This window comes from Amycolatopsis sp. NPDC098790 (assembly GCF_044759945.1).
Classification (GTDB): Bacteria; Actinomycetota; Actinomycetes; order Mycobacteriales; family Pseudonocardiaceae; genus Amycolatopsis.
In genome coordinates this window covers 471,686-495,289 of record NZ_JBIWAI010000004.1, presented here as the reverse complement: position 1 = coordinate 495,289, position 23,604 = coordinate 471,686, and the positions used below count along the sequence as shown (strand labels likewise).

26 protein-coding genes are annotated in these 23,604 nt (G+C 71.9%); 11 read left to right on the top strand and 15 right to left on the bottom strand.

The window, feature by feature from the left end; all coding sequences use genetic code 11:
* Position 1: 1 nt before the first annotated feature.
* Entirely contained in the window at positions 2-1,060 is a 1,059-nt protein-coding gene (locus ACIQWX_RS31700; RefSeq protein ID WP_400878832.1) for a hypothetical protein, read from the top strand.
* On the opposite strand, the gene ACIQWX_RS31695 is transcribed toward ACIQWX_RS31700, so the two are convergent.
* Positions 1,027-2,166 carry a glycosyltransferase family 4 protein gene (locus ACIQWX_RS31695; protein WP_400879790.1) on the bottom strand — a complete coding sequence of 380 codons (1,140 nt, stop codon included), beginning with the start codon at positions 2,164-2,166 and terminating at the stop codon, positions 1,027-1,029. The two genes, ACIQWX_RS31700 and ACIQWX_RS31695, sit on opposite strands and share 34 nt — an antisense overlap.
* A gap of 151 nt (positions 2,167-2,317) precedes the next feature.
* On the opposite strand from ACIQWX_RS31695, the gene ACIQWX_RS31690 reads away from it, so the two are divergent.
* Complete coding sequence (locus ACIQWX_RS31690; RefSeq protein ID WP_400878830.1) at positions 2,318-3,013, top strand: class I SAM-dependent methyltransferase; 696 nt, start codon at positions 2,318-2,320, stop codon at positions 3,011-3,013.
* On the opposite strand, the gene ACIQWX_RS31685 is transcribed toward ACIQWX_RS31690, so the two are convergent.
* Positions 3,014-4,075, bottom strand: coding sequence for a DUF3068 domain-containing protein (locus ACIQWX_RS31685; protein WP_400878827.1), 1,062 nt, complete (start codon positions 4,073-4,075; stop codon positions 3,014-3,016). It lies immediately after the preceding gene.
* A gap of 255 nt (positions 4,076-4,330) precedes the next feature.
* On the opposite strand from ACIQWX_RS31685, the gene ACIQWX_RS31680 reads away from it, so the two are divergent.
* Entirely contained in the window at positions 4,331-4,840 is a 510-nt protein-coding gene (locus ACIQWX_RS31680) for a hypothetical protein (protein ID WP_400878824.1), read from the top strand.
* A 102-nt stretch (positions 4,841-4,942) separates the two neighbouring features.
* Complete coding sequence (locus ACIQWX_RS31675; protein WP_400878821.1) at positions 4,943-5,266, top strand: hypothetical protein; 324 nt, start codon at positions 4,943-4,945, stop codon at positions 5,264-5,266.
* 35 nt (positions 5,267-5,301) lie between these two features.
* On the opposite strand, the gene ACIQWX_RS31670 is transcribed toward ACIQWX_RS31675, so the two are convergent.
* From ACIQWX_RS31670 to ACIQWX_RS31655, 4 genes are all read right to left on the bottom strand, one after another.
* Entirely contained in the window at positions 5,302-5,508 is a 207-nt protein-coding gene (locus ACIQWX_RS31670) for a helix-turn-helix domain-containing protein (RefSeq protein ID WP_372664394.1), read from the bottom strand.
* Positions 5,508-5,987, bottom strand: coding sequence for a DUF2975 domain-containing protein (locus ACIQWX_RS31665; protein ID WP_400878817.1), 480 nt, complete (start codon positions 5,985-5,987; stop codon positions 5,508-5,510). The genes ACIQWX_RS31670 and ACIQWX_RS31665 overlap by 1 nt, the downstream gene beginning before the upstream one ends.
* A 31-nt stretch (positions 5,988-6,018) precedes the next feature.
* Positions 6,019-7,200 (bottom strand): PucR family transcriptional regulator, encoded by a 1,182-nt coding sequence (locus ACIQWX_RS31660; RefSeq protein WP_400878814.1) that lies wholly within the window; start codon positions 7,198-7,200, stop codon positions 6,019-6,021.
* A 104-nt stretch (positions 7,201-7,304) separates the two neighbouring features.
* On the bottom strand, positions 7,305-7,934 hold the full coding sequence (locus ACIQWX_RS31655) for a class I SAM-dependent methyltransferase (RefSeq protein WP_400878811.1): 630 nt from the start codon (positions 7,932-7,934) through the stop codon (positions 7,305-7,307).
* A 141-nt stretch (positions 7,935-8,075) separates the two neighbouring features.
* Here ACIQWX_RS31655 and ACIQWX_RS31650 point away from each other — a divergent pair, with 141 nt between their 5' ends.
* Together ACIQWX_RS31650 and ACIQWX_RS31645 are read left to right on the top strand one after the other, a co-directional pair.
* Positions 8,076-10,001, top strand: a complete 1,926-nt coding sequence (locus ACIQWX_RS31650; RefSeq protein WP_400878809.1) for a glycosyl hydrolase family 28-related protein — start codon at positions 8,076-8,078, stop codon at positions 9,999-10,001.
* 25 nt (positions 10,002-10,026) lie between these two features.
* Complete coding sequence (locus ACIQWX_RS31645) at positions 10,027-10,494, top strand: nitroreductase family deazaflavin-dependent oxidoreductase (protein WP_400879787.1); 468 nt, start codon at positions 10,027-10,029, stop codon at positions 10,492-10,494.
* Here ACIQWX_RS31645 and ACIQWX_RS31640 read toward each other — a convergent pair.
* The gene (locus ACIQWX_RS31640; protein WP_400878807.1) at positions 10,484-11,017 is read right to left on the bottom strand and encodes a GNAT family N-acetyltransferase; all 534 of its coding nucleotides are present in this window, start codon (positions 11,015-11,017) and stop codon (positions 10,484-10,486) included. The genes ACIQWX_RS31645 and ACIQWX_RS31640 overlap by 11 nt on opposite strands.
* An 84-nt stretch (positions 11,018-11,101) precedes the next feature.
* Between ACIQWX_RS31640 and ACIQWX_RS31635 the strand changes: the two genes are divergently transcribed.
* Complete coding sequence (locus tag ACIQWX_RS31635; RefSeq protein ID WP_400879784.1) at positions 11,102-12,442, top strand: pyridoxal phosphate-dependent decarboxylase family protein; 1,341 nt, start codon at positions 11,102-11,104, stop codon at positions 12,440-12,442.
* Here ACIQWX_RS31635 and ACIQWX_RS31630 read toward each other — a convergent pair.
* Positions 12,436-12,828, bottom strand: a complete 393-nt coding sequence (locus tag ACIQWX_RS31630; RefSeq protein ID WP_400878804.1) for a hypothetical protein — start codon at positions 12,826-12,828, stop codon at positions 12,436-12,438. The genes ACIQWX_RS31635 and ACIQWX_RS31630 overlap by 7 nt on opposite strands.
* A gap of 154 nt (positions 12,829-12,982) precedes the next feature.
* Between ACIQWX_RS31630 and ACIQWX_RS31625 the strand changes: the two genes are divergently transcribed.
* Positions 12,983-14,167, top strand: a complete 1,185-nt coding sequence (locus tag ACIQWX_RS31625) for a glycoside hydrolase family 18 protein (protein ID WP_400878801.1) — start codon at positions 12,983-12,985, stop codon at positions 14,165-14,167.
* Positions 14,168-14,227: 60 nt separating this feature from the next.
* Here ACIQWX_RS31625 and ACIQWX_RS31620 read toward each other — a convergent pair whose 3' ends face one another.
* Positions 14,228-15,388, bottom strand: a complete 1,161-nt coding sequence (locus tag ACIQWX_RS31620; RefSeq protein WP_400878798.1) for an MFS transporter — start codon at positions 15,386-15,388, stop codon at positions 14,228-14,230.
* 54 nt (positions 15,389-15,442) lie between these two features.
* Between ACIQWX_RS31620 and ACIQWX_RS31615 the strand changes: the two genes are divergently transcribed.
* Together ACIQWX_RS31615 and ACIQWX_RS31610 are read left to right on the top strand one after the other, a co-directional pair.
* Complete coding sequence (locus ACIQWX_RS31615; RefSeq protein ID WP_400878795.1) at positions 15,443-15,811, top strand: MerR family transcriptional regulator; 369 nt, start codon at positions 15,443-15,445, stop codon at positions 15,809-15,811.
* A 317-nt stretch (positions 15,812-16,128) separates the two neighbouring features.
* Positions 16,129-16,299, top strand: coding sequence for a hypothetical protein (locus ACIQWX_RS31610; RefSeq protein WP_400878792.1), 171 nt, complete (start codon positions 16,129-16,131; stop codon positions 16,297-16,299).
* Between the two features lie 103 nt (positions 16,300-16,402).
* Here ACIQWX_RS31610 and ACIQWX_RS31605 read toward each other — a convergent pair whose 3' ends face one another.
* A complete protein-coding gene (locus ACIQWX_RS31605; protein WP_400878789.1) occupies positions 16,403-17,359 on the bottom strand; it encodes a LuxR C-terminal-related transcriptional regulator in 957 nt (318 codons plus the stop codon).
* Positions 17,360-17,503: 144 nt separating this feature from the next.
* Positions 17,504-17,926 carry a DUF5709 domain-containing protein gene (locus tag ACIQWX_RS31600; RefSeq protein WP_400878786.1) on the bottom strand — a complete coding sequence of 141 codons (423 nt, stop codon included), beginning with the start codon at positions 17,924-17,926 and terminating at the stop codon, positions 17,504-17,506.
* Between the two features lie 99 nt (positions 17,927-18,025).
* On the opposite strand from ACIQWX_RS31600, the gene ACIQWX_RS31595 reads away from it, so the two are divergent.
* Complete coding sequence (locus tag ACIQWX_RS31595; protein WP_400878783.1) at positions 18,026-18,844, top strand: cyclase family protein; 819 nt, start codon at positions 18,026-18,028, stop codon at positions 18,842-18,844.
* Here ACIQWX_RS31595 and ACIQWX_RS31590 read toward each other — a convergent pair.
* The 4 genes from ACIQWX_RS31590 to ACIQWX_RS31575 all read right to left on the bottom strand — a co-directional run bounded on the left by ACIQWX_RS31590 (position 18,841) and on the right by ACIQWX_RS31575 (position 23,519).
* Positions 18,841-21,141 (bottom strand): putative bifunctional diguanylate cyclase/phosphodiesterase, encoded by a 2,301-nt coding sequence (locus ACIQWX_RS31590; RefSeq protein WP_400878780.1) that lies wholly within the window; start codon positions 21,139-21,141, stop codon positions 18,841-18,843. The two genes, ACIQWX_RS31595 and ACIQWX_RS31590, sit on opposite strands and share 4 nt — an antisense overlap.
* Before the next feature lie 97 nt (positions 21,142-21,238).
* A complete protein-coding gene (locus ACIQWX_RS31585) occupies positions 21,239-22,054 on the bottom strand; it encodes an ABC transporter permease (RefSeq protein WP_400878777.1) in 816 nt (271 codons plus the stop codon).
* The gene (locus tag ACIQWX_RS31580; protein ID WP_400878774.1) at positions 22,044-22,937 is read right to left on the bottom strand and encodes an ABC transporter ATP-binding protein; all 894 of its coding nucleotides are present in this window, start codon (positions 22,935-22,937) and stop codon (positions 22,044-22,046) included. Before ACIQWX_RS31580 ends, ACIQWX_RS31585 begins: the two co-directional genes overlap by 11 nt.
* A gap of 102 nt (positions 22,938-23,039) precedes the next feature.
* Complete coding sequence (locus ACIQWX_RS31575; RefSeq protein WP_400878771.1) at positions 23,040-23,519, bottom strand: carboxymuconolactone decarboxylase family protein; 480 nt, start codon at positions 23,517-23,519, stop codon at positions 23,040-23,042.
* Positions 23,520-23,604 lie beyond the last annotated feature (85 nt).

The following is a 23,604-nucleotide window of genomic DNA, read 5'->3' as shown; positions in this document are numbered from 1 at the left end:
CGTGACCCGGCTCGCCTCCGACCACGCCCACCGCGTCGTCGGGCTCTACGGCGACCCCACCGTTTCCTGGAGCATCCTCCTCGAAGCGGAACTCGGCGTGGCCGCACCGGAACCGGAGAAGCTCCGCGCCCGGCTGGCGGCCGCCGTCCAGCAGTACCCGCACCTCGGTGCCGTGCCGGACATCGAGCAGGTCACCGACCTGCCGTCCACACGCGACCACTTCGCTTCGGCGCCCTACGAACGCGGTGCGCCGCTCCTGCGGGTCGCGGTCGGTGAACCGACCCTTCTCGTGGCCGCGCACCACGGCGCGCTCGACGGCCTCGGCCTGCTGTCGGTGCTCGGCATCCTCCTCGACGTCCCGGTTTCTTCGGGTGCGCGGGGGATCGGGGAGCGCGCCGGCGGGAAACCCTTTGCGCTTTCGGCCCTCCAGCGGCTCGCTGAGGCGCTTTTCGCGCCTCCCGGCCGGATTGCGCCCGATCGGGCCGTGCCGGACGCGGGTGACGTGTTCTGCGCCCGGCACGAGCCACGGCTGCGGCTCGGGGCCGCGGGATTCGTCTCGGCTGCCGTAGCTGCCACTGAAAGCTGGAACCGCGCGCACGGCGCCCGCACTGCGCGGGTCGTGGCTGCGCTGGGTGCGTCGTGGCGGTCCGGGGCCGCGCCGGAACCGGTGCACGACAGCGCGTTCTTCCGGCTGCGGCTGCGTCCGGGTGTCGACGCCGCCGCGGTATTGGCGGCCCAGCCGCCGGAACCCGATTTTCCGGCGCGCAGCAGCAGGCTGGCCCGGCTGGGTACGCGGCTGCTGGCGAGCCGGCTCGGCTCGACGTTCCTGGTGTCCAACCTGGGTGTGGTGTCCACGGGGGATTCCGTGCGCTGGCTGGCGTTTTATCCGGCGGCGAGTGGGCGGTCCGGGGTCGCTTTTGGGGTCGCGACCACTGGGGACGTTACAACTGTGACGGTGCGGGCTCGTCGGCGGGACTTCGACGCGGCGGCGGCGGAGCGGTTGCTGGAGGAGTTCCGGGCCGCGGTTCACGAGGCCAGCGCTTCACCCCGCTCCACTTGACCCAGCACCCGCGGCCGGGGCGCCGGAAGCCCGGAGACCTCCCTGACCAGGGCCTCGAACTGCCCCGCACTCGCGTCCCAGCTGTACGTCCCGGCCCGCTCGGCGCCGGCCAGCCCCATCTCCGCGCGCCGCAGCCCATCGGCCAGCAGACCGTCCACCTGGGCCGTGAAGTCCTCGAAGTCCTCGGCCAGGAGCCCGGTGCGGCCCTCCACAATGGACTCCGCCACCCCGCCCGCCGCGCGGTAGGCGACCGACGGCACGCCGTGCGCCGCCGCCTCCATGATGACGATGCCCCAGCCCTCCTTGACCGACGGGCACAGGTGCAGCCACGACCGCGCGAGGATCTCGTGCTTGGCCCGCTCGTCGACCCAGCCGTGCAGGACCACGCGGTCGGCGACCCCGCGCGAAACCGCGTGCGCGCGCAGCACTTCGTCCCACGGCCCCTGCCCGACGACCTCGAGCCGCAGCTCCGGCCAGCGCCGCGCGAGCCGCGCCACGACGTCGATGGCGTGCTCGATCCGCTTGTGCGGCACCAGTCTGCTCACCGCGACCAGCGTCGGCGTGGCGTCCCGGTCGGACACGCACGCCGGCGGCGCGTCGAGCCCGTTCGGCACCACGGTCACCCGTGCGCGCTCGACGCCCAGCCCGGCCAGCTCGGCCTTGGTGACCTCGGAGACCGTGACGTACCGGCACTTGCGGAACAGCCACGGCGCCAGTCGCGACTCGATCCACCAGCCGACCCGGCCCAGTGTCTCGCCGAGCGCGCTGATCCACTGTTCCTTGTGGACGTGGTGCACGAGCACCAGCACGGGACACCCGGCGACGAGCTTGGCGAAGAAGGGCATGCCGTTCTGCACGTCGACCACGAGGTCGGCGCGGGCTCGACGAATCGCGCGCAACGCGTGCGCGTACACGCCGAACTTGTTGCCGCGGCGCCGGTAGCGGACGCCGTCGCGCCACTCGCCCGCGGTCGCGCCCGCGTAGGCGGCGCACTGGATCTCGACCCGGTACCCGGCTCTCGCGAGCCCTTCGGCCATCCGCTCGACGTACCGCTCCGACCCGCCGCCTTCGGGGTGGCCGGTGTCGCGCCAGTTGACGAGGAGCACACGAGGACGTTCCATCGGGTTATCCAAACTGTAGCGACGATGCTAGGTTACCGGTGCGTACACAGTAGAGGAACGCAATCGGGAAAGCGACGGTTCAATGGTGGGTAATTCTGTTGTCGACTTGCCGCATCGCGCCACGCTCGGCCGTTCCGTGACGCTCTTCCGCACGTTCCTCACCGAGCAGAGCGACCCGGACGGCTTCTATTCCGCGCTGGCCGCCGACTCGGTCCGGCAACTGGCGGCGCACACTCCGCTGTCCGGGCGCACGGTGCTCGACGTCGGCGGCGGGCCCGGGTACTTCTCCGACGCGTTCCGCGCGGCCGGCGCGGTCTACCTCGGCCTCGACCCGGACGTCGGCGAACTGTCCGCGCGCGGCGAGCCCGGCGAGAACATGATCCGCGCCAGTGGCACGGAACTGCCCGTGCGCAACGGATCCGTCGACGTCTGCTACTCGTCGAACGTGCTGGAGCACGTCAGCCAACCGTGGGTGATGCTCGAGGAGATGTGCCGGGTGACCAAGCCCGGCGGCACGGTCTTCGCGTCGTTCACGCCGTGGTTCTCCCCGTGGGGCGGCCACGAGACCGCGCCGTGGCACTTCCTCGGCGGGTACTACGCCCGGCAGCGGTATTCCCGGAAAGAGGGGAAGCAGCCGAAGAACAAATTCGGTGAAAGCCTGTTCCCCGTTTCGGTCGGCGCCGCGCTCCGCTGGGCGAAGACGACGCCGATCGCCGATTTCGTGGCCGGGTACCCGCGTTACCACCCGAGCTGGGCGATGTGGATCGTGCGGATTCCCGGCCTTCGCGAAATCGCTTCGTGGAACCTGGTCCTGGTCTTGCGGAAACGGTGATCAGGTGCGGGCGAAAACCACCTGGCGCCGCTGCCGCGGGGCCGGCGGCTCGGCCGGACGGCGGCGGACCAGCAGGAAGATCGCGACGACGATCAGCACGCCACCGCCGATGCCGAGCCAGAGCGGGCCGGTGCTCGACAGGAACTCCAGCTTGCCCTTGTTCGCGTTCACCTGGTCGACCATCTGCGAGATCGTCTTGCCGTTGTAGGCGAGCGTCCCGTCGAACACGACCGCCGCGCTGGTCAGGGTCCGCAGCTCCTGGTGCTGCTGTTGCTGCTGCTTGACCTCGATCCCGGTGACCGGCTCCACCCACAGCGTGTTCACGCCGCGGTAGTAGAGGTCGGCGTCCACAGAGGACTGGGCGGAGCCGACCAGCGCGCCGGGCACCTTCTTCGAGTCGAGCTTCGTGTCCGGGATCTCCTGGACGAACTTGTAGGTCTCGATCCCGTTCACCGTCTCGGTGCCGAGGTAGCGCGCGGTGACGGCCGCGCCGGTGTTGTCGTCGTAGACCTTGTAGTCCTTCTGCTCGGTGCCGAAGGGGAACTTGAAGTTCAGGCCGGGCTGCGCCTTCTCGATGTTCGTCTCGGGCGGCTTCTGGCCGTCCTTGTCGGCCTTGTCCTTCAGTTCGGTGACGTAGCTGCTGTTCGCGGCGCACGACGGGTCGGTCGCACCGCGCGGGTCGTAGCCCTCGCCGGTGCGCCGGTCGAAGCAGACCTGCCGCTTGCTCGCGCTCAGCACCGTGCCGTCGGCGTCGTCGGTGACCTGCACCGCGAGCAGCCAGACCGCGTAGTCGGTGTCCTGGTGCATCTCGGGCGCGGCGAAGTTCGCCTGCACGTGCGCCACCGCGGTCAGCTTGGCGTTCTCGCGGATGTTCGAGACCGGGCCGGAGCCGTCGTCGGTGACGGCGAGGACCTTGCTCGCGGTGCCTTCGAGCACCGACGTCGAGTCCTGGTCGAGGGGCACCTTGGCGAGTTTCGGGTAGACGTACGTGGGGAGGAGCACCGCCCCGGCGACGGCGAAGACGCCCAGTGCCAGCAAGATCAGGCCGAAAGCACGTCGCAACGGTCCTCCTGGGTCGTCCTCGTCGACAGCACAAATTACCCGGCGGTAATCAGTGCTGCGGATAGTGGCCCGCGCCACGCCGCGCGTCAAAGTGTGACCGGCGGTCACAGACACCCGGTGCCACCGGAAGGTCGCATGTACGCGGCCGTTCGGACCAAGGGACCAAACATGTTTGTTCCCGGGCACAACGGGCGCGGGCCCACCATCGGACGATCCCCAGTCCGCCGCGCCGTACCGCGAAGGAGCGAATTCCTTTTGCCCCAGGACCCCTCGATGGTCGCGATCGCGGCCACCGCGCGCTGGCGGGCCCGGATCGTGGCGGCGGCCGCGAGCGCGGGGATCACGCTGACCGACCCGCTGGCCGGCGTGCCCGGCATCCGGCCGCTCGCCTGCACGCTGGGCGACCTCGGCGTGATCGTGCCGAGGCTCGGCGGCGAGCCCTCCCGGGCGGCGATCGGCGCGCATTCGGACTCGATCGCCGACCGCGAGCTGAGAGACGCGGTGGCGGACGTGGCGGCACTGCTTTCCCTACACGGCAACGTCGTCCTCGACCTCGACGCGGGCGGCCGCCGCGGCCCGGCGGCCCGTGCGGACGTGGTCGTCTCGGCCGGTGTGGACCGTCCCCAGTGGACGGAGCCGGCGGTGACCCTCCCGGTGGGCACGGACCGGCGCGGGGGTCCGCTCACGGTGGCGCTCACCGCCGGTCCCGGTTTCGAAGGGACGTTGCTGGAACTGGCGAGGTTGGTGGAGGCCGACGCGGCTTGACGCACTGGTCCGACCAGGTGACGCTCCGGCCGGCGGCTCAACCGGCCCGTCCCGGCGGCGTGGACGTCGGGTACCCGTCCACGACGCCAGGAGGCAGGAACGATGAAGTCCCGCACCGTGAAGACCTTGTTCGCCGCGACGCTGACGGCCGTCGGGCTGGCTGTGCCGATGGCCGCACCCGCTTCCGCTGCGCCTGCTTACTGCAGCGCCTCGCAGTCGGGCAACGGCGCGAAGGCCTACTGCTACGCGTCGGCTTCGGGCACGCAGTTCCGGGCCGTGGCCTACTGCAAGTACGTGACACCGACCGGCAGCGTCGACTACTCGAACTTCTACGGCGCTTGGCGGGTCCAGGGCGACCCCAGCTGGTCCACCGCGCCGTGCGGTCTCGGCTGGAGCTTCCTGTCGCCCAACGCCCAGACGAGGTGACGCCCCGCCCGCCGCGGACCCCGATCCGCGGCGGGCTATTCGTCCACCCACTCCAGCAGGTCGCCGGGCTGGCAGCCGAGGACCCGGCACATCGCCTCCAGCGTGCTGAACCGGACCGCCTTCGCCCGGCCGTTCTTCAGCACCGCCACGTTCGCCGGTGTCAGGCCGACCTTCTCGGCGAACTCCCCGACGCTCATCTTGCGCTTCGCCAGCTCGACGTCGATGCGCACGACGATCGCCATCAGATGACCGCTTCCATGTCGGACCGCAGCGTCGTGGCCTGGCGCAGCAGCGCGCGCATGACCACCATCAGCAGGCCCAGCACCGTGATCCCGACGGTCACCAGGAACAGCAGCATCGGCATCCCCGGGTCGTCCGCATTGAACCCGACGAACAGCAGCATGCCGACGAACACCAGCCACGCCGCGCCGATCGCCCAGACGATCGCGTCGACCCACTTCAGCGACGCCGTCGTGAAGATGCGGTCCTTCTTGACCAGCGTCAGCAGCTGCCAGGTCGCGACGAGCACCACCTGGACGCACAGCACGAGGAACACCGCGATGGCGGTCAGCGGCCAGCGCAGCGGAGCGTCGTGCGGGTTCTGCTGCGTGTGGTAGGCGATGCCGCCCGGCAACGACAGCGTCTGGAAGACGACGAGGACGCCGAACAACACGACGAGGAACACTCTGAGCGCGCGAACGGCCCACTTCTCGGAAACCATGCGATGACTATCGCTCGATATCTATCGAAAGTCAATCGGTCGAGTCAGGATCGAGACGTACCGACTCCAGCGCGACGTACAGCTCGCCGATGTCGGCGGGGTCGGTCAGGTCCCTCTTGGTCAGGTCCTGCACCCGCCGCAGCCGGTAGCGGACCGTGTTGGGGTGCACGAACAAGCGGTCCGCGGCTTCCTTCGCCGAGCCGTGGCCGGCGAACCACGCGAGCAGCGTGTCGAGCAAGACCTTCCGTTCCGCGCCGGGCAGCGCGAGCACGCCGGCCAGCGCCGAGCGGACGACGTCGCGGGCCATCCCCGGCGCCGCGGCGACCAGCGTCGTCACCGGCGAATCGCCGAACACGACGACACCCGCCGTCGCCGACGGGAGCGAGCGGCGCGCGATCCGGGCGCGGTGCAGGGCGTCCGGGACGTCGGGGAAGCCGCTGAACGGCTTGCTCATCCCGGCCGCGACCGGCAGCGAGCCCAGCACTTCGCGCAGGCGCCGGACGTCCTCGATGCGGTCGATCGCGACCAGGCCGGCCTCGCCGCCCGGCCGCCACGCCGACCGCCAGCGGCGTGCCCGCAGCAACGCCTCGACGGTGTCGTGCTCGTCGGGTTCGACGCGCTCGGTGACCACCGCGACGAACATGCCCGCGGTCGGCAGGCCCAAATCGCGGGCGGCCGCCTCCATGTCGGCCTGGCTCGTGAGCCGGCCGCGCAGCAGGTCGTCGAGCAGCCGCACGTTGGCGTGCGACGGCTCGGCCGCGACCTGTTCGTACGCCGTCGTCAGTGCGTCGGAGTAGAGGTCGATCGCCTTCCAGACGTAGGAGTTGATCTCGATCGTCCGGGTCGGGTTGAGGAACTCCGGACCGGCCAGCTCCAGCAGGGCTTCGTAGACGAACGTGCCGCCGATCCGGAAGGCGCGCAGCACCGCGGGCAGCGGGATCCCCTGGCGTGCCTGGACGAGCCCGGTCTTGCGGGCCGCGTCGAGGGCGAGGCCGCGGCCTTCGGCCAGTGCGGACAGCGCGCGTTCGAGGTTGGCGTGGCAGACCTGCCGCAGCTCGTCCGGCGCGACGTGGTCGACCTGCCGGTAGAACTCGTCCTCTTCACTCAGCAGCCGGGCCAGGCGATCGGCGAACTCCGGCAGCCTGGCCAGCATCTCGCGCACGAGCACGCGGTGTTCGCGAGGTACCGGCCTGGCCAGAGCTTCGATGCCCATCCCTCACTTTAGCTCGGGTCCCCGGCCCGGGACATGCACGAACTTGAGCAAAATTCATGTCCATCGGGTGATCGTCCCGGTGACCGGTTGACGCCACGATCGACTCACGAAGGGCGGCGCGCGGTGAGGTAGACGTGCGGCTCGGGCCCGGCTTCCGGGTGGTCCGGGACGAACACCGCCTGCTCCTCGCGGACGATCTCCAGTCCGGCGGCACCGAGCTTTTCCTTCAGTACCTCGGCGGTGAAGCTGCTCGCGCGGACCGGGTGTCCCATGAAGACGATGTCGACGCCGTCCACGTCGGTGGGCACGGTCGCGAAGACGAGCAGCCCGCCGGGCTTCAGCCACGCCGCCATCCGGCCGATCATCGTCTCCTGGTCGGCGCGGGGGAGCTGCAGCATCGAGAAGAACGCCGTGATCGCGTCCCATGAGCCGTCCTCGAAGGTCAGTTCGCGCATGTCGCCGGCCTCGAACCGCGCCGACGGCACCTGGGCGCGCGCGATCTCGACCATCTTGGGCGCGACGTCGTACCCGGTCACCGCGTAGCCGGCGGCGGCGAGCGCATCCGCGGCGGGGCGTCCGGTGCCGGAGCCGAGGTCGAGCACGGTCGCTCCGGCCGGCAGCCGTTCGGCTAGCGCCGTGAGCGCGGCTTTTTGCTCGGCCAGGTTCCGGAAGGCGTGTTCGTAGTCGGTGCCGAGGGCGTCGAAGACTTCGGCGGCGGTTTCGGGACGCGTCATGCGCCCACCCTGCCAGACGTCCGGTTGCGCAACTTCCGTATCGAAACGCGCAAGTACAGAGTAAGTTCGCGAAAAACCTTGTGGTGTGCGCGAGCGGCGACCTACTCTTCCGCGGCACTCCTTCGAGAATCGAGGTCCGCGATGGCGCGCCGCACCTTCGGAACCGTGCTCGTCGCGGTCGTCACCCTGCTTTCGGTGGCGGCCCCCGCGTCCGCCGCCGCCGCGCCGGTGGTGACGCGGGCCGCGCTCGACCCGGCACTCGTCGCCGGCCGCGGCGCCGACGTCCCGTTCCTCGAGCAGGAGGCGGAGAACGCGCGCACCGACGGCGTCGTGATCGGGCCCGACCGCTCGGCCTACACGCTGCCGTCGGAAGCGTCCGGCCGCCGGGCCGTGCAACTGGCGCCCGGGCAGTACGTCGAGTTCACGCTGCCGGCCGCGGCGAACGCGATCACCGTCCGCTACAGCATCCCGGACGCCCCGCGCGGCGGCGGGATCACCGCGCCGCTCGACGTTACCGTGAACGGCGCGCACCGGCAGCGGATGACGCTGACCTCGCAGTACTCCTGGCTGTACAACCAGTACCCGTTCACGAACGACCCCGACGCGGACCTGCTGCACCCGGACTGGTGGATCACCGAGTGCTCGTGCGTGCCCGCGGCGACCACGCCCGCGCCGGTGATCGCGAAACCGTTCCGCCCCAGCCACTTCTACGACGAGCAGCGGCTCCTGCTCGGCCGTTCGTACCGGGCAGGGGACAAGGTGCGGCTCACGGCGTCGGCCGGTGCCGCGTGGACGGCCGTCGACCTGCTCGACTCCGAATCGGTCGCGCCGCCGCGCGTGCTTCCCTTCGCGGCCAACGCACTGCTCTTCGGCGCCGACCCGACCGGCCGCCGCGACTCGGCCGACGCCTTGGACCGCGCCATCGCCTTCGCGCGGCGCGCGCACCTGAAGGTCTACCTGCCGCCCGGCACCTACCGGGTCGACCGGCACGTCATCGTCGACGACGTCACGATCGAAGGCGCGGGCAGCTGGTACACGATCGTCAAGGGCCACGGCGTCGGCATCTACGGCAAGGAAGCCAGCGCCGGCGGCAGCCACGACGTCCACCTCTCCGGGTTCGCGGTCGAAGGCGACGTCCGCGAGCGCGTCGACACCGACCAGGTCAACGCGGTCGGCGGCGCGCTCAGCGACTCCACTGTGGACTCCCTGTACCTGCACCACACGAAGGTCGGCCTGTGGTTCGACGGGCCGATGTCCGGCACGCGGATCACGAACAACGTCATCGCCGACCAGATCGCCGACGGCCTGAACTTCCACACGGGGGTGACGGACTCGGTGGTGGCGAACAACTTCCTCCGCAACACCGGCGACGACGGCCTGGCCATGTGGTCGGAGAAGGCGCAGGACGCTCGCAACACGTTCGACCACAACACGATCCAGACGCCGGTGCTGGCCAACGGGATCGCGCTCTACGGCGGCGTGGACAACGTCGTCTCGGGGAACCTGGTCGCCGACCCGATCCGCGAGGGCAGCGCGATCCAGGTGGGCTCGCGGTTCGGCGCGGAACCGTTCGGCGGGACGCTGCGGATCGCGGACAACACGACCGTCCGCGCGGGAACGTTCGAGCTGAACTGGAAGATCGGGCTCGGCGCGATCTGGTTCTACGCGCTGGAAAAGGACATCGCGGCGGACATCTCGGTGACCGGCGACCACTTCCTCGACAACACCTACAACGCGATCATGCTGGTCAGCGACTTCCCGGTGAAGGACGAGTACTCGATCACCGGGCTGCGGTTCGCGGACCTGCGCGTCGACGGGACGGGGACGTCCGTGGTCAGCGCGCGGTCGGCGGGGTCGGCGTCGTTCCGGAACGTGGCCGCGCGGGGTGTCGGCGCGGTCGGCGTCAACAACTGCGGGTCGTTCACCTTCCCGGCGACGGGGTCGGAGTTCGCGCTGACCGACCTCGGCGGCAACGGGAGCTGGCTGGCGCCGTGGCTGCTGCCGAACACGATCACCTGCGACGACCGGCCGCCGGTCGTGCCGCCCCCGGCGCCGTCGAGCTGGTGACCGCTAGGGTTTCGCCGTGGCTGGTTTGCGGGGTGTCTTCGCCGGGTTCGGCAAGAGCAGGGCGTTCGCGGTGCTCGGGCGGGCGCTCGTGCCCGCCGACCGGGTGCTGCTGCGGGTGACCGGGGGCCGGGTCGGGGTCGGCGCGGCCGTCGGGCTGCGGACGCTGCTGCTCACGACCGTCGGCCGGCGCAGCGGCGAGCCGCGGCAGGTGCCGCTGCTCTACGTCGAGCGCGGCGGCGGGTACGTCGTCATCGGCTCGAACTGGGGCGGCGAGGCGCACCCGGCGTGGTCGGCGAACCTGCTGGCCCAGCCGAAGGCGACGGTCGCGATCGGCGGCCGGACCGTCGAGGTCGCCGGCCGGCTCCTGACCGGGGACGAGCGCCAGGAGATGTGGGACGCCGTCGCGTCCTACTGGCCGGCGTACGACCGCTACGCCGTGCGCGCCGGCGACCGCGAGATCCGCGTTTTCCTGCTGGAGCCGGTCAGTCGATGAGGTCGGTGTGCCGGATCCGGTACACCTGCAGCCGCAGGTTGTAGTACTTCTCGGTTTCGCCGACCCACTGCATGCCGAGCCGCTTGGCGACGGCGATGGCGCGCGAGTTGTTCGGCCGCGCGACGGCGAAGAGCTCTTCGGTGTCCTGGGTGAACGCCCACTCGATGAGCGCGGTCGCCGCTTCCGAGGCGTAGCCCTGACCCCAGACGCCGGGGGCGAGCTGCCAGCTGAGCTCGAGGTCCTCTTCGAACGGCGGCAGCAGCCGGATGCCGAGCCCGCCGATCACGACGCCGTCTTCCTTGCGTTCGACGGCCCACCGCCCGCGCGGCGGCGGCAGGTTCGGCTGAGCTTCCTGCCAGGCCGCCAGCACCGAGCGCATGGCGCCGACGTCGCCGACGCGGTCCATGGCCGGGGTGAGCCAGTGCGTGACGTCTTCCGCGCCGTAGATGCCGTACGCGGCTTCGGCGTCGTCCGGCGTCCAGTCCCGGATCACGAGCCGGTCGGTGCTCAGCGGGGTCTCCATACCAGGACGCTACGCCGGGCAGGCCGCGATTGTTCCCGTTGCGGACGGACGTCACTCCCGGCCTACAGTCACCCCGTGGACGAACTGCGTGACCTCCTGGCCCGCGCCGCCGAACTGGCCGCCGACCACCGCGCCGGTCTCGACGATCGCCCGGTTGCCCGGCCCGTCGACCCGGCAACCCTGCGCGCGGCCTTCGGGGAGCTCCGCGACGCCCCCACCCCGCCCGCCACCGTCCTCGAAGAACTCGCGGAAGCCGCCGAGCCCGGGCTGGTCGCCACCGCGGGCCCGCGGTTCTTCGGGTTCGTCGTCGGGGGTGCGCTGCCCGCCGCCACCGCCGCCGACGTCCTCGCCGCCGGGTGGGACCAGAACGCCTTCAACGCCGTTCTCTCACCCGCCGCGGCCGCCGCCGAACGGGCCGCCGGGGACTGGCTCAAGGACCTGCTCGGCCTCCCCGCCACCGCGTCGGCCGGCTTCGTCACCGGTGGGCAGGCCGCGAACACCGTCGGCCTGGCCGCCGCCCGGCACCACGTGCTGGCCGAAGCCGGCTGGGACGTCGAGCGCGACGGGCTCGCCGGCGCCCCGCGCGTCCGCGTCGTCGCGAGCGAAGAGCGGCACGCCACCGTCGACCGCGCCCTGCGGCTGCTCGGCTTCGGCACCCGGGCCGTCGTTCCGGTGAAGGCCAAACCGGACGGTGCCATCGACGTCGACGACCTGGCGACCAAAGTCGACGGACCCACCATCGTCTGCCTGCAGGCGGGCAACGTGAACACCGGCGCCTGCGACGACATCCGGGCCGCCCGCGCGGTCGCGGGCAACGCGTGGATCCACGTCGACGGCGCCTTCGGGCTCTGGGCCGCCGCCAACCCCGGCACGAAAGCGCTCCTCGACGGCGTCGAGCTGGCCGACTCCTGGGCGTGCGACGGCCACAAGTGGCTGAACGTCCCGTACGACTCGGGGTTCGTCTTCTGCGCCCGCCCGGACATCCACGCCGAGGCGATCTCCTACCGCGCCGCCTACCTGACCGGCGCCGGCGAGGTGTCCGGCATGGGCGACCTGACACTGGAATCCTCGCGCCGCGCCCGCGGCTTCGCGGTCTGGGCCGCGCTGCGCGAGCTGGGCCGCGACGGCGTCGCCGAGCTCGTCGACCGCTGCTGCCGGCTGGCCCGCCGCTTCGCGCGCACCCTCGAAGAAGGCGGCGCCGAAGTCGCGAACGACGTCGTTCTCAACCAGGTCCTGGTGTCCTTCGGCGACGATCGACGCACCGACGCGCTCATCGAGCGGATTCAGCGCGACGGCACCTGCTGGCTCGGCGGAACCACCTGGCGTGGCCGCCGGTACCTGCGGATTTCGGTGTCCGGCTGGACGACCACGGAGGCGGACGTCGACCGCTCGGCGGCGGCGATCCTCCGGCTGGCCGCTCAGTAGCCTTCGCGCACCGAAAGCGGGTCCGTCCGCCAGCCGATCTGCTTCTCCGCACCGGTCGGCCAGCTCGACGACAGCCGCCGCCGGACGCTGCCGAGCGCGCCCAGCCGCACGAGGTCGACGCGGGAACCCTGCGCCGCCAACGATGTCACCTCGGCGGGGGTGAGCGGCACGAAGTCGAAGTACTGCGCGTCCTCGCCGCCGGACCAGTCGACGAACTCGGTGAAGATCGCGGCGAACCCCTGGCGGCATTCCGGGCATTCGCGCAGCGAGATGCCGAAGTGGGACTGCTCGACCAGGCGGTGGGTTTCGCGCAGGCGGGTCGTGCAGAAGGCCAGCGCGGTGAGGGCGTCTTCGCCGCAGCAGCGGGCGCAGCCGAACTCGGTCATCGTCCGATCATGCCACGTCGTGAATTCGCGCCGGGCTGCGGTGCCATCGCGAAACCTTTGCCCACAACGTTTCGCCCTGGTCCGCAGTGGTCTGGACCTGTTAGCCTCACCGCGCCACCCAGTCCGCAGGCCGGAAGGGAATGTCGTGCTCCGCATGAGAAAGAGCATCGCCGTCGCCGCACTCGCGCTCGCCGGGGCCACCGTCGTGGTGCCGTCCGCCGAAGCGAGCCAGCCGCCGGGCAAGGTGATGGCCTACTTCGCCGATTGGGACGTCTACGCCCGCAACTACCACGTCAAGGACATCGAGACGTCGGGGTCGGCGGCGAAGCTGACCCACATCAACTACGCGTTCGGCAACGTCACGGGCGGCGGGTGCGCCGTCGGCGACCCGTGGGCCGACCACGACATGCCCTACGACGCCACGATGAGCGTCAACGGCCAGGCCGACAGCGGCACCCTGCACGGCAGCTTCAACCAGCTCCTCGAGCTGAAGAAGCTGCACCCGAAGCTGAAGGTGCTGTGGTCGTTCGGCGGCTGGACCTGGTCGGCCGGCTTCCCCGAGGCGGCCAAGAACCCCGAGGCGTTCGCCGAATCCTGCTACAACCTGGTCAACGACCCGCGCTGGGCGGGCGTCTTCGACGGCATCGACGTCGACTGGGAGTACCCGAACGCCTGCGGCGACACCTGCGACACCAGCGGGCCGAAGGCGTTCACGGCACTGGTCAAGGCGCTGCGGGCGAAGTTCGGGCGCCAGCTCGTCACCGCCGCGATCACCGCGGACGGTTCGAAGGGCGGCAAGATCGACGCCACCGACTACGGCAGCGCGAGCCGGTACCTCGACTGGTACAACGTGATGACCTACGACTACTTCGTCGCGGGCGGCCAGCCGACCGGGCCCACCGCGCCGCACTCGCCGCTGCGGTCCTACCCGGGCATTCCGCACGCCGGGTACTACGCCGACGCGGCCGTCCAGAAGCTGCGCCACCAGGGCGTTCCGTCGTCGAAGATGTTGCTGGGCCTCGGGTTCTACGGCCGCGGCTGGGACGGCGTGACGCAGAAGCAGCCCGGCGGCACCGCCACCGGCCCGGCGCCGGGCACGTACGAAGCCGGCGTCGAGGACTACAAGGTCCTCAAGACGACGTGTCCCGCGAACGGCAAGGTCGCCGGTACGGCGTACGCGAAGTGCGGTTCGCAGTGGTGGAGCTACGACACGCCGGAGACGGCGTCGGCGAAGGCCGGTTACGCGAAGTCCCAGGGGCTCGGCGGGGTGTTCGCCTGGGAGCTGTCGGGTGACACCGCGAACGCGGAACTGCTGCGGGCCATCGCCGGCCGCTGCTGAACCCGCTGTTCGAAGAAGCTGGAGGGCCCGGGCGCGAACCCGCCCGGGCCCTTCGTCCACTCAGGATGCCCGCGGGAAGCCGTGCCGCCGCGCGCCGAGCACCACGGCGAGCACCGGCAGCAGGAGCAGCAGGAGCGTCCAGGGGAAGGACGCGGGGCCGGCGGCGTCGAGCAGGACGCCGCCGAGCACGCCGCCCGCGGCCATCGCCGCGTTCCACAGCGTGACGAGCATGGCCTGCGCGTTGTCCGCCGCGTCGCCGCCTGCGTTGCCGGCGGCGGTCTGCAGGAGCGTCGGGACGCCGCCCCAGCCGAGGCCCCACAGCGCGACGGCGGCGTAGACCAGCACCGCGCTGCCCGCCGCGGTCGCCAGGATCGTCGCGGCCACCGCGACCAGGATGGTGCTGAGGACGGTCAACGTGCGCAGCGCACGGTCGATCCGCGCGCCGACGAGCCAGATCCCGGCCATCGACGCGATGCCGAAGACCAGCAGGACGACGTCCACCGCGTCGCCCATCCCGGCGTGGCCGAGGAACGCGGCGACGTAGGTGTAGAGCACGGTGTGGGCCAGCACGAACACCAGCGTCACGGCCAGCACCGGGGCGACGCCGGGCACGGACAGCGTGCGCAGGACCGGCAGCCTGGTGCCCGACTGTCCCGGCTGGTCCGGGACTTTGAGGACGATCCAGGGGAGGAGCGCCACGGCGATCGCGGACATGACGCCGAACGCCGAGCGCCAGCCCAGCAGGCCGCCGAGGAACGTCCCGGCCGGGATGCCGAGCGACAGGGCCAGCGGGATGCCCGCCATCACGACGGCGATCGCCTTGCCCTGGTCGTCGGGCGCGAGCCGCCGGGCGTACCCGGCCAGCAGCGCCCAGACGACGCCCGCGGCCACGCCGGCGACGAACCGGGCGACCATGGTCAGGGGGTAGTTCGCGGACAGCGCCGTCACGGTGTTGGCGACGGCGAAGCCCGCGACTCCGGCCAGCAGCAAGCGCTTGCGTGACCAGGTCGCGGTGGCCGCGGAGAGCGGGATCGCGGTGAGGGCCGTGCCGAGGGCGTAGATCGTCACGGCCTGACCGGCCGCGGACTCGCCGACACCGAGACCGGCGCTCATGCCGGGCAGCACGCCGGCGGGCAGCGCCTCGGTGAGCACGGTGACGAACGCGGCGGTGGTGAGGGCGAGGAGGGCGGGGGTCTGTCGGCGGACTTCGGTGCTCGTCATGCCGCTATGCTCGAACCTTCACATACGTGTGAAGGTCTACGTGAGGTGGGGCACATGCGGATCGGCGAGCTCGCGGAGCGGACGGGGACAGCGCGGAGGCTGCTCCGGTACTACGAAGAGCAGGGCCTGATCATCGCGTCCCGCGGGGCGAACGGCTACCGCGACTACGACGAGCCGACGGTCGACCGCGTGATCCAGGTGCGCGGGCTGCTCGACGCGGGGCTGCCCACGAGGATCATCAAACAGATCCTGCCGTGCCTGGACAAGCCCCGCGCGATCTACTTCCCGGACGCGACCCCGGAGATGATCGCGACGCTGGAGGAGGAGCGCGACCGCATGGCCCGGCGCGCGGAGTGCCTGCTGCGCAACCGCGACGCGATCGCCGAGTACCTCGACGCGGTGCGCGAGTACGACGGGGTCTAGTCGGGATCGTCGGGGTTCCGGACCCAGTGCAGGGTGTCGGCTTCGGGCCACCACCCGACGGGTTCCGGCCGGGGACGCGCCCCTTCTTCGGCCCACCACCGCGTGTCCTCGCCCATGGGCCCGACGGTAGGAGGGCGGCGGGCCGAGCACACCGGTCGAGGGCGGCCAACGTCCGGTTCCGGCCGGTGCACGGGGCCGTGGCCGCGTGCTCACCGGTGGCCGGAAGCGGACAGTGGCCGAACCCGCCCCTGCCGGTGCGCGGTGCTCCGGCCCTAGGTTGGCGTCGGGAAGAAGATCACTTCGCGGGGAGCAACGACATGATCAAGCGAGCGCTGGCCGGATTGGCCGCAGTGGCGGCGATCGGCACGCTGATCGCGCCGGCGGCGGCCGCGGCCTCGGGCAACGGCGGCCCGGCGGTCCGGCCACCGGGAAACGTGTGCGTCTGGATCTGGACCGAAGGCCCGCCGGAGTGCCGGAAGCTGGAGTAGCCCCGGCAGGGGAGGCCGGCGGGCTCGCCGCGGGTGGGGCCCGGCGAGCCCGGTTGAGCGCGGTCGGCAGGGGAGGCCGGCCGCGCTCAGCCTTCGCTCGGGCTCAGCCCAGCCACCCCAACCTGGTCGCCGCGAAAACCGCCGCCACTCGGTTGTCCGCCTGCAACGCCTCCAGCAACCCTTGCACGTGCCGGCGCACCGTCCGCTCGCTCACGTCCAAGTGCCGCGCGATGGCTCCGTCCGTCATCCCCGTCGCCAGCAAGTCCAAGACCTTCGCCTGCGTCGGCGTCAACCCGTGCCGCGGCCGGGACGCCGGGCCGTGCACCGCCACCGCCTGGCTCCACACCAGCTCGAACAGCATCCGCAGCGCCGCCACGATCGTCGGGCTTCGCACGAACAGTGCGCCCTCCATGCCGCTCGGGTCCAGCGGCACCAGCGCCGAATGGCGGTCGGCGATCACCATCTTCATCGGCAGCTCCGACGCCACCCGCATGGTCCAGCCGGCCGCGACGCTCGCGTCGACGACCTCCTTCGCCCCTTCGAACTCCAGCGCCGCGCGCTCGTACACGTTGCGCAACGCCACTCCGCGCTCGGTCACCGCCTCGGGCAGGCGCATCACCGTGCCCGCGTCCGGCTTGCGCTTGAAGTGGTGCGTCGTGAACGTCAGGAAGTCCTCGCGCGCGGACAGGCACAGCTCCAGCGACAGCGAGCCGATGCGCCGCGGGTCCGTCAGGACCTCGACGGCCGAGTCGCCGCCCGCACCGTTCGCCGCCCGGTACACCGCCTGCAGCACGTCCAGCTGCTGGCGCGCGGCGACGATCTGCCGCTGCTGCTCCAGCAGCTGCTGCTGCGCGCCCAGGATGGCGTGGTCGACCGCGCGCACCGGCTCCATCGGCGCGATCACCGGGTCTTCGCGGTAGTCGCGGCGGACGAACCCGCGTTCGAACAGCTCCCGCATCTCCGGGCTCTCGGCCCGCGGGTCGTCCAGCGGTAGCGGCCCGGTGCGCACCATCGCGTCGTACAGCGCGCCCGCGCCGGGTGTCAGCAGCCCCTCGAGCATCCGTGTCCCCTTCCGGCAGCGCGGGCGGGCCCGGCCGGATCCGGACACCGCCGCTCTGCCGCCTACCCCACGCGCCGGACGGGGGAAAGGATTAGGCCGGTCGCGAAAAAGGGCCGGACCCGTCGAGGGGGCGGGTCCGGCTCGTCACCAGCGTCGCGACGGGTCGATCACGTGGACGGCCGCTTCCTCCGCCGACGCCGCTCCGCCGTCGATGCCCGCGTCGGACGCGTACAGCTCTTCGTCGGCGTCTTCGCCGAAGCCCTCGTCCGTCGCCACGAGACGGCCCGCGCGGACGTCGCCGACCTCGTCGTCGATCAGCTCGCCGTCGGTGTCTTCGCTGTCGCCGAGGCCGTCGCCCTCTTCGTCGGCCACGTCCGGGAGTTCACGCGCCAGCCGGCCTTCCCAGCTTTCGCCCTCCGCGGTCTCCCGCGCGGTCGTGCCCCACTCCTCGGTCTCCCGCGGGCGTTCCGGCGGCGAATAGCCCTCCGCCAGTTCGTCCCGGTCGTCCAACGTGTCCTCGGGGTCGAGGATGCCTTCGTCGGCGTGGTCTTCGATGTCGTCGTTCATGCGTCCATCCTCGCTCAGCTCCTTGGCCCCGCGGGTCCCGGGTGATATCACCGTGCAGGCGCACCGCACGGGCGGTGTTTCCGGTGAAAGGGGATCCCCATGCCGATGAGACGCAGGGTGCTGGCCGCGGGCCTGGCCGGGGTGTTCGGCGCCGCGCTGCCCGGGCGGACCGCCCAGGCCGCGACGGCGCCGCCGGTGCGGCTCGACCAGCTGAACCTGGTCAACCTGTCGCACGTCAACGATCCCGCCACGACGAACGTCTTCCCGGGCGACCCGGCCTTCGAACTGGAGACCATCGCCACCATCCCGGACGACGGCTACTACCTGCAGTTCGTCCGCGAAGGCGAGCACACCGGCACGCACTGGGGCGCGCCCGGCCACTTCAACACCGGCGAACCCCTCGCCGACGACATGGACCCGGCCGATCTATTCCGGCCCGCCGTGAAGATCGACGTGAGAGCGAAGGCCGCGGGCAACCCGGACTACGCCGTGACGGTCGACGACCTCAAGGCGTGGGAGAAGCGCCACGGCCGCATCCCCGACGAGTCCGTCGTGGTGCTCTGGACCGGCTGGGACGCGAAGTGGGGCACCCCGGCCTTCCCGAACACCGGCGCCGACGGCGTGCTGCACCAGCCCGGGTTCTCGATCCCGGCGGTCAGGTGGCTGATCGACACCGGACGGCTCGGCCGCCGCGGCGGGACGGGCACCGACACGTTCAGCCCGGACGTCGGCCTCGACGAGACGTACACGGTCTCGAAGCTGGTCTACCGGCGCCACCGGATCAGCCTGGAGATCCTGGCGAACCTGAAGGCGCTGCCGACGACGGGCGCGTGGGTGCTGGCGGGCGGCCCGATCAACCGGAAGGGAGCGGGCTCGACGGCGACGATCTTCGGTGTCCTCCCACCCGGAGTGCACTAACCGGCGGGGATCGCCGACAGTCTCAGTGCCGACAGCGGCGCGGGGCGGCCGTACCGGTAGCCCTGCGCCGTCGTGCAGCCCGCGCGCGTCACCAGCGACGCCTGTTCGGCCGTCTCGATCCCCTCGGCGACCACGTCCAGCTCCAGCTCCGCGCACAGCCCGACCAGCGACCGGCACAACGCCGCGTCCCGCTCCGGCTGCACCCCGGTCGTCAGCGCCCGGTCCAGCTTGATCAGGTCTACCGGCAGCGCGTGCAGCACCGTCAGCGAGCTGTACCCCGCCCCGAAGTCGTCCAGCGCCACCCGGACGCCCAGCTCCTGCAGCCGCCGGATCGCCGCCGCGCCCGCGGCCAGGTCGGGGACCGGGACCGTCTCGGTGATCTCGACGACCAGCCGGGACGCCGGCAGCCGGTAGCGGGCCAGCGCGGACCCGACGCTCTGTTCCAGCGCGGCCGCGCCGAGGCGGCTCGCGCACACGTTGACGTGCACCGTCAGGTCCAGCCCGGCGGAAGTGATTTCGCGGCACGCCAGGTCGAGCACCAGCGCGTCCAGTTCGGCGCCGAGCCCGGCCCCCTCCGCCGCGCGGACGAACGTCTCGGGCGACACCACCGTGCCGTCGCGCGTGGTCCAGCGGGCCAGCGCCTCCACCGCCACCGGCGTCTCGTCGGCCAGCCGGACGATCGGCTGGAACACCAGCCCGAAGCCTTCCGGGATCCCACCCGACGCGCGCCGCAGCGCGGACGGGAAGTCCGGGGGCCCGTCCTGCGACGGCCGGTAGACGACCGTCGTGTCCTTGCCGAGCCGCTTGCCCGCGTACATCGACGTGTCCGCGCGGCCGAGCAGCACGTCCGACGTCACCAGCGGCTCGGCCGGGTCCGGCACGACCAGGCCCATGCTCGCGCGGACCGAAACGAGCGTGCCGTGCACGGCGAACGGCCGCCGCAGCACGCCCTGGATCCGGTCGGCGACGGCCTGCGGCGCGTCCAGCTCCCCTTCGAGGAGGATCGCGAACTCGTCGCCGCCCAGCCGCGCGACGGTGTCGCCCGCGCGCACGCAGCTCAGCAGCCGCTGGGCGACGGCGTGCAGCAGGACGTCGCCGCCCGCGTGCCCGAACCGGTCGTTGACCTCCTTGAAGTCGTCGAGGTCGACGAAGATCAGCACGAGCGGCGCCTCGACGGCCTCGACCGCGCGGTCCAGCCGGTCGGCGAACAGGGCGCGGTTGGCCAGGCCGGTCAGCGGGTCGTGGTAGGCCTGGTGGGTCAGCTGCTGCTGGCCTTCGTACACCCGGCGCAGCAGCAACCTGTTGTCCAGCAAGGAAAGCAGCTGCCGGGCGAGCACGAGGAACACGATGAGCACGCCGACGACCACCTCGACGCCGTCCGGGCCGGCGCCGGCCAGCAGCTGCCCGGTGATCAGCAGCGCGACGGCGGTGACCGGGACGTACGGCAGCGCGAGCTGCCACCAGTCGACGCCGGCCGCCGGGCCGGTGTCCTCGCGGTGCCGCGGCCCGGGCGTGGCCAGCAGCGCGAACGCGATGAACAGCGGCCCGAGCACGAACCCGCCGTCCGACCACGGCTTCATGCTCTCCGCGCCGATGCTGACGAGGTAGGCGAAGACGCTGTCGGACGCCGCCAGCGCGACGATCCCGACCGCGGCGAGCAGCAGGTTCGCCCGGTAGGGCCGGTCCACCCGGTCGAACACGACCAGCAGCACGGCGACGACCACGATCACCAGGTCCGACAGCGGGTAGGAGATGGCGACGGCCCAGGTCAGCTTGTCCGGCGCGGTGGCCCGGACCAGCTGCCCGAGCGCCGCGGTCCAGGTGAGGATGAACAGCGAGCCGGTGACGATCAGTCCGTCGAGGACCACCGCGACGCCGAAGTGCGCGGTCCACTGGGCGGGCTGCCGGCGTTCGCGATCGGGCCGGATCCGCGCCCGCGCCAGCACGAACAGCGCGGCGAGCGCGAACAGCGGGAAGCTCAGGTAGCCGACGTCGGCCAGTGACGGCGACGGCAGCCCGCGCCCGTCGATCAGCTGGTACCACGACCAGGCGCACTGGCCGAGCGACCAGCCCGCCATCCCGATCGCGACGAGCACCCGCCACCAGCGCTGGTGGCCGCGGGCGCGGCGCGCGGCCAGCACGCCGCAGACGACCGCGCCGACCCCGGCGCTCAGCTGCATGGCGTCGTCGATCCACAGGGCGAAAGTGTCGCCCCAGAACGCGAAGCCGTTGACGACGACGAGGGCCACCGTGAGGAAGACGAGCAGGGCCGCGACTGGGTACCGCCGCACTGTCATGGCACCTCACGTGGGTCACCCGCCGGTCGGACCGGCAAACACTACACCGGACGGACGCGTGCACCGGCTCACCGCACCGGTGGCCGGTACCCCCGCGTCAGGCGATGTCGCGGCGGTGCAGCAGCCAGCCGCCGAGCACGGCGAAGCCGACCAGGTACGCGGCCAGCACGGCGGCGGCCTGACCCGATCCGACGATCGCGTCGACGCCCGGTGCGTTCGCCCCGAACGCGGCCGCCAGCGCGCCCGCGTTCGGCCCGGGCAGCGCCTTCTGCAGCTGCGCGACCCAGTCCAGCAGCGGCGCGGCGATCGACGCGAGCAGGTTCTGCACGGCCAGCAGCCAGACCAGGCCGAGCCCGATCGGCAGCGCGACCGACCGCAGCCCGACAGCAAGCAATACGCCGAGCGCGCCCCACATCGTCGTGACGAGCCAGCCGGCGCCGAGGCCGAGCAGGACGTCGGAGAGCGCGGGCCAGTCCAGCGGCCGGTCCTTCAGCGACGCGACGAGCACGCTCGCCCCCGCCGTCGCGGCGAACAGCGCGAGCACCGCGGCCAGCGCGCCCACCGCGACGGTGACCAGCTTCGCGGCGAAGACGGCGACGCGCGAAGGGTGTTGCACCAGCACGGTTTTCCACGTGCCGTAGCCGTATTCGCTGCCCGCCACGAGCACGCCGAAGATCAGCGCGAGGGCGCCGACGAAGATCGGCAGGCCGCCGAGGGCACTGCCGACGAACGCTCCGGGCAGCAACGCGTCGAGGCCGCGTCCGGAACCGGGCGGCCCGGCAGCACCGCTCAATCCCGCGTAGGGAACGGCGTAGCCGAACGTCAGCGACAGCACGACGGCGACGGCGAGCAGCAGCCAGCTCGCGGGGCGGCGGGCCTGCTTGGTCAGTTCGGCGCGGATGTCACGCAGCACGGCCGCTACCTCCGGTGAGGGTGAGGAAGGTCTGTTCCAGGTCGGGTTCGCGCCAGCGCAGCTCGGTGACGGTCAGCCCGGCGCCGACGAGTTCGGCGTTGACGCGCCCGGCTTCCCCCGGGTCGACGTCGAGTTCGAGGGCGTCACCGTCGACGCGAACGTCGGCGTAGAGCCGTCGCAAATGGTCACGAGCGCGGTCGAGGGGGTCCGCGACGACGCGCAGGGCACCGCCCGCCCGCAGGTCCGCGACCGTCGTTTCGGTGACCAGGCGGCCGTGGTCGAGCACGCCGACGCGGTCGCAGATCTGCTCCACTTCGGCCAGCAGGTGGCTGGACAGCAGCACAGTGCAGCCTTCGGCGGCGAGCTTGCGCAGGGTGACCCGCATGTCGGCCATGCCGGCCGGGTCGAGGCCGTTGGTCGGCTCGTCGAGCACGACCAGCTCGGGCTCCTTCAGCAGGGCCGCGGCGAGCCCGAGCCGCTGCTTCATGCCGAGCGAGTACGCCGAATACCGGTCCTTCGCGCGGTCGGCGAGGCTGACGACGTCGAGCACGGCGTCGACGCGGGTGCGCGGCACCCCGGCGTGGTCGGCGAGGACGCGCAGGTTGGCCCGGCCGGACAGGTACGGGTAGAAGGCCGGGCCTTCGATCAGCGCGCCGACGCGGGCGAGGCTGCCGGGCCCCGGTTCGGCGCCGAGCACCCGGACGCGGCCGGCCGTCGGCCGGATCAGGCCGAGCAGCATCCGCAGCGTGGTGGTCTTGCCGGCGCCGTTCGGGCCGAGGAAGCCGTAGACCTCGCCGGCGCGCACCGAAAGGTCGAGCCCCTCGACGGCGGCGGTGGGTCCGTAGCGCTTGGTCAGTGCGGTGGTTTCCACCGGCTGGATCATGGGTCGCCTCCTTCGTGGCGATACCCATGGTCGGGTTTCCGGCGGCCGCGGTCGTCCGCCGGCGTACGGCAATCGCGGCTACGCCGGCGGACGTACGCCGGGCTACTTCGTGTAGTTCTTGCCCAGCGGCTTGCCCGGCACCGGCTTGGCGATCAGCGCGACCGGCAGGAAGAAGCACATCTGGCTCAGCGCCAGGGTGAGCGTCCACAGTGCCTTGTCGTCGTAGCAGGCGCTCGCCCGGGCGAACAGCTCGTCGGAAACGCGCTCGCCCAACGGGTTCGGCGTCAGGACGGCTTCGGCGAGTTCCAGCGCGACGCGTTCGGCGTCGTCGAAGTACGGGGACGTCGGCCAGGACGCCACCGAGTCGAGCTCCTCCTGGGTCGCGCCGGCCTTGCGGAGCAGGTCGGCCTGCCGCACCGTGTGGTAGGTGCTGCCGGCCAGCTGCCCGAGCCGCAGCTGCGCGAGGTGGATGGTCTTGCGCGGGATCGCGTCGTTGCGCGTCACCCTGATCATGGTGGCGGCCAGCTCGCCCATCTCGGGGAAGAGCTCGGAAGCGTCGGGCAGGCGGGACTTGTCGGTCATCGGATTTCCTTCCGGTCGGTTCGGTGGTCCGACGACGCAGGCGGCTCCGGTGTGAGGTCGTGTCACAGATCGCCGGCCCGGCTCG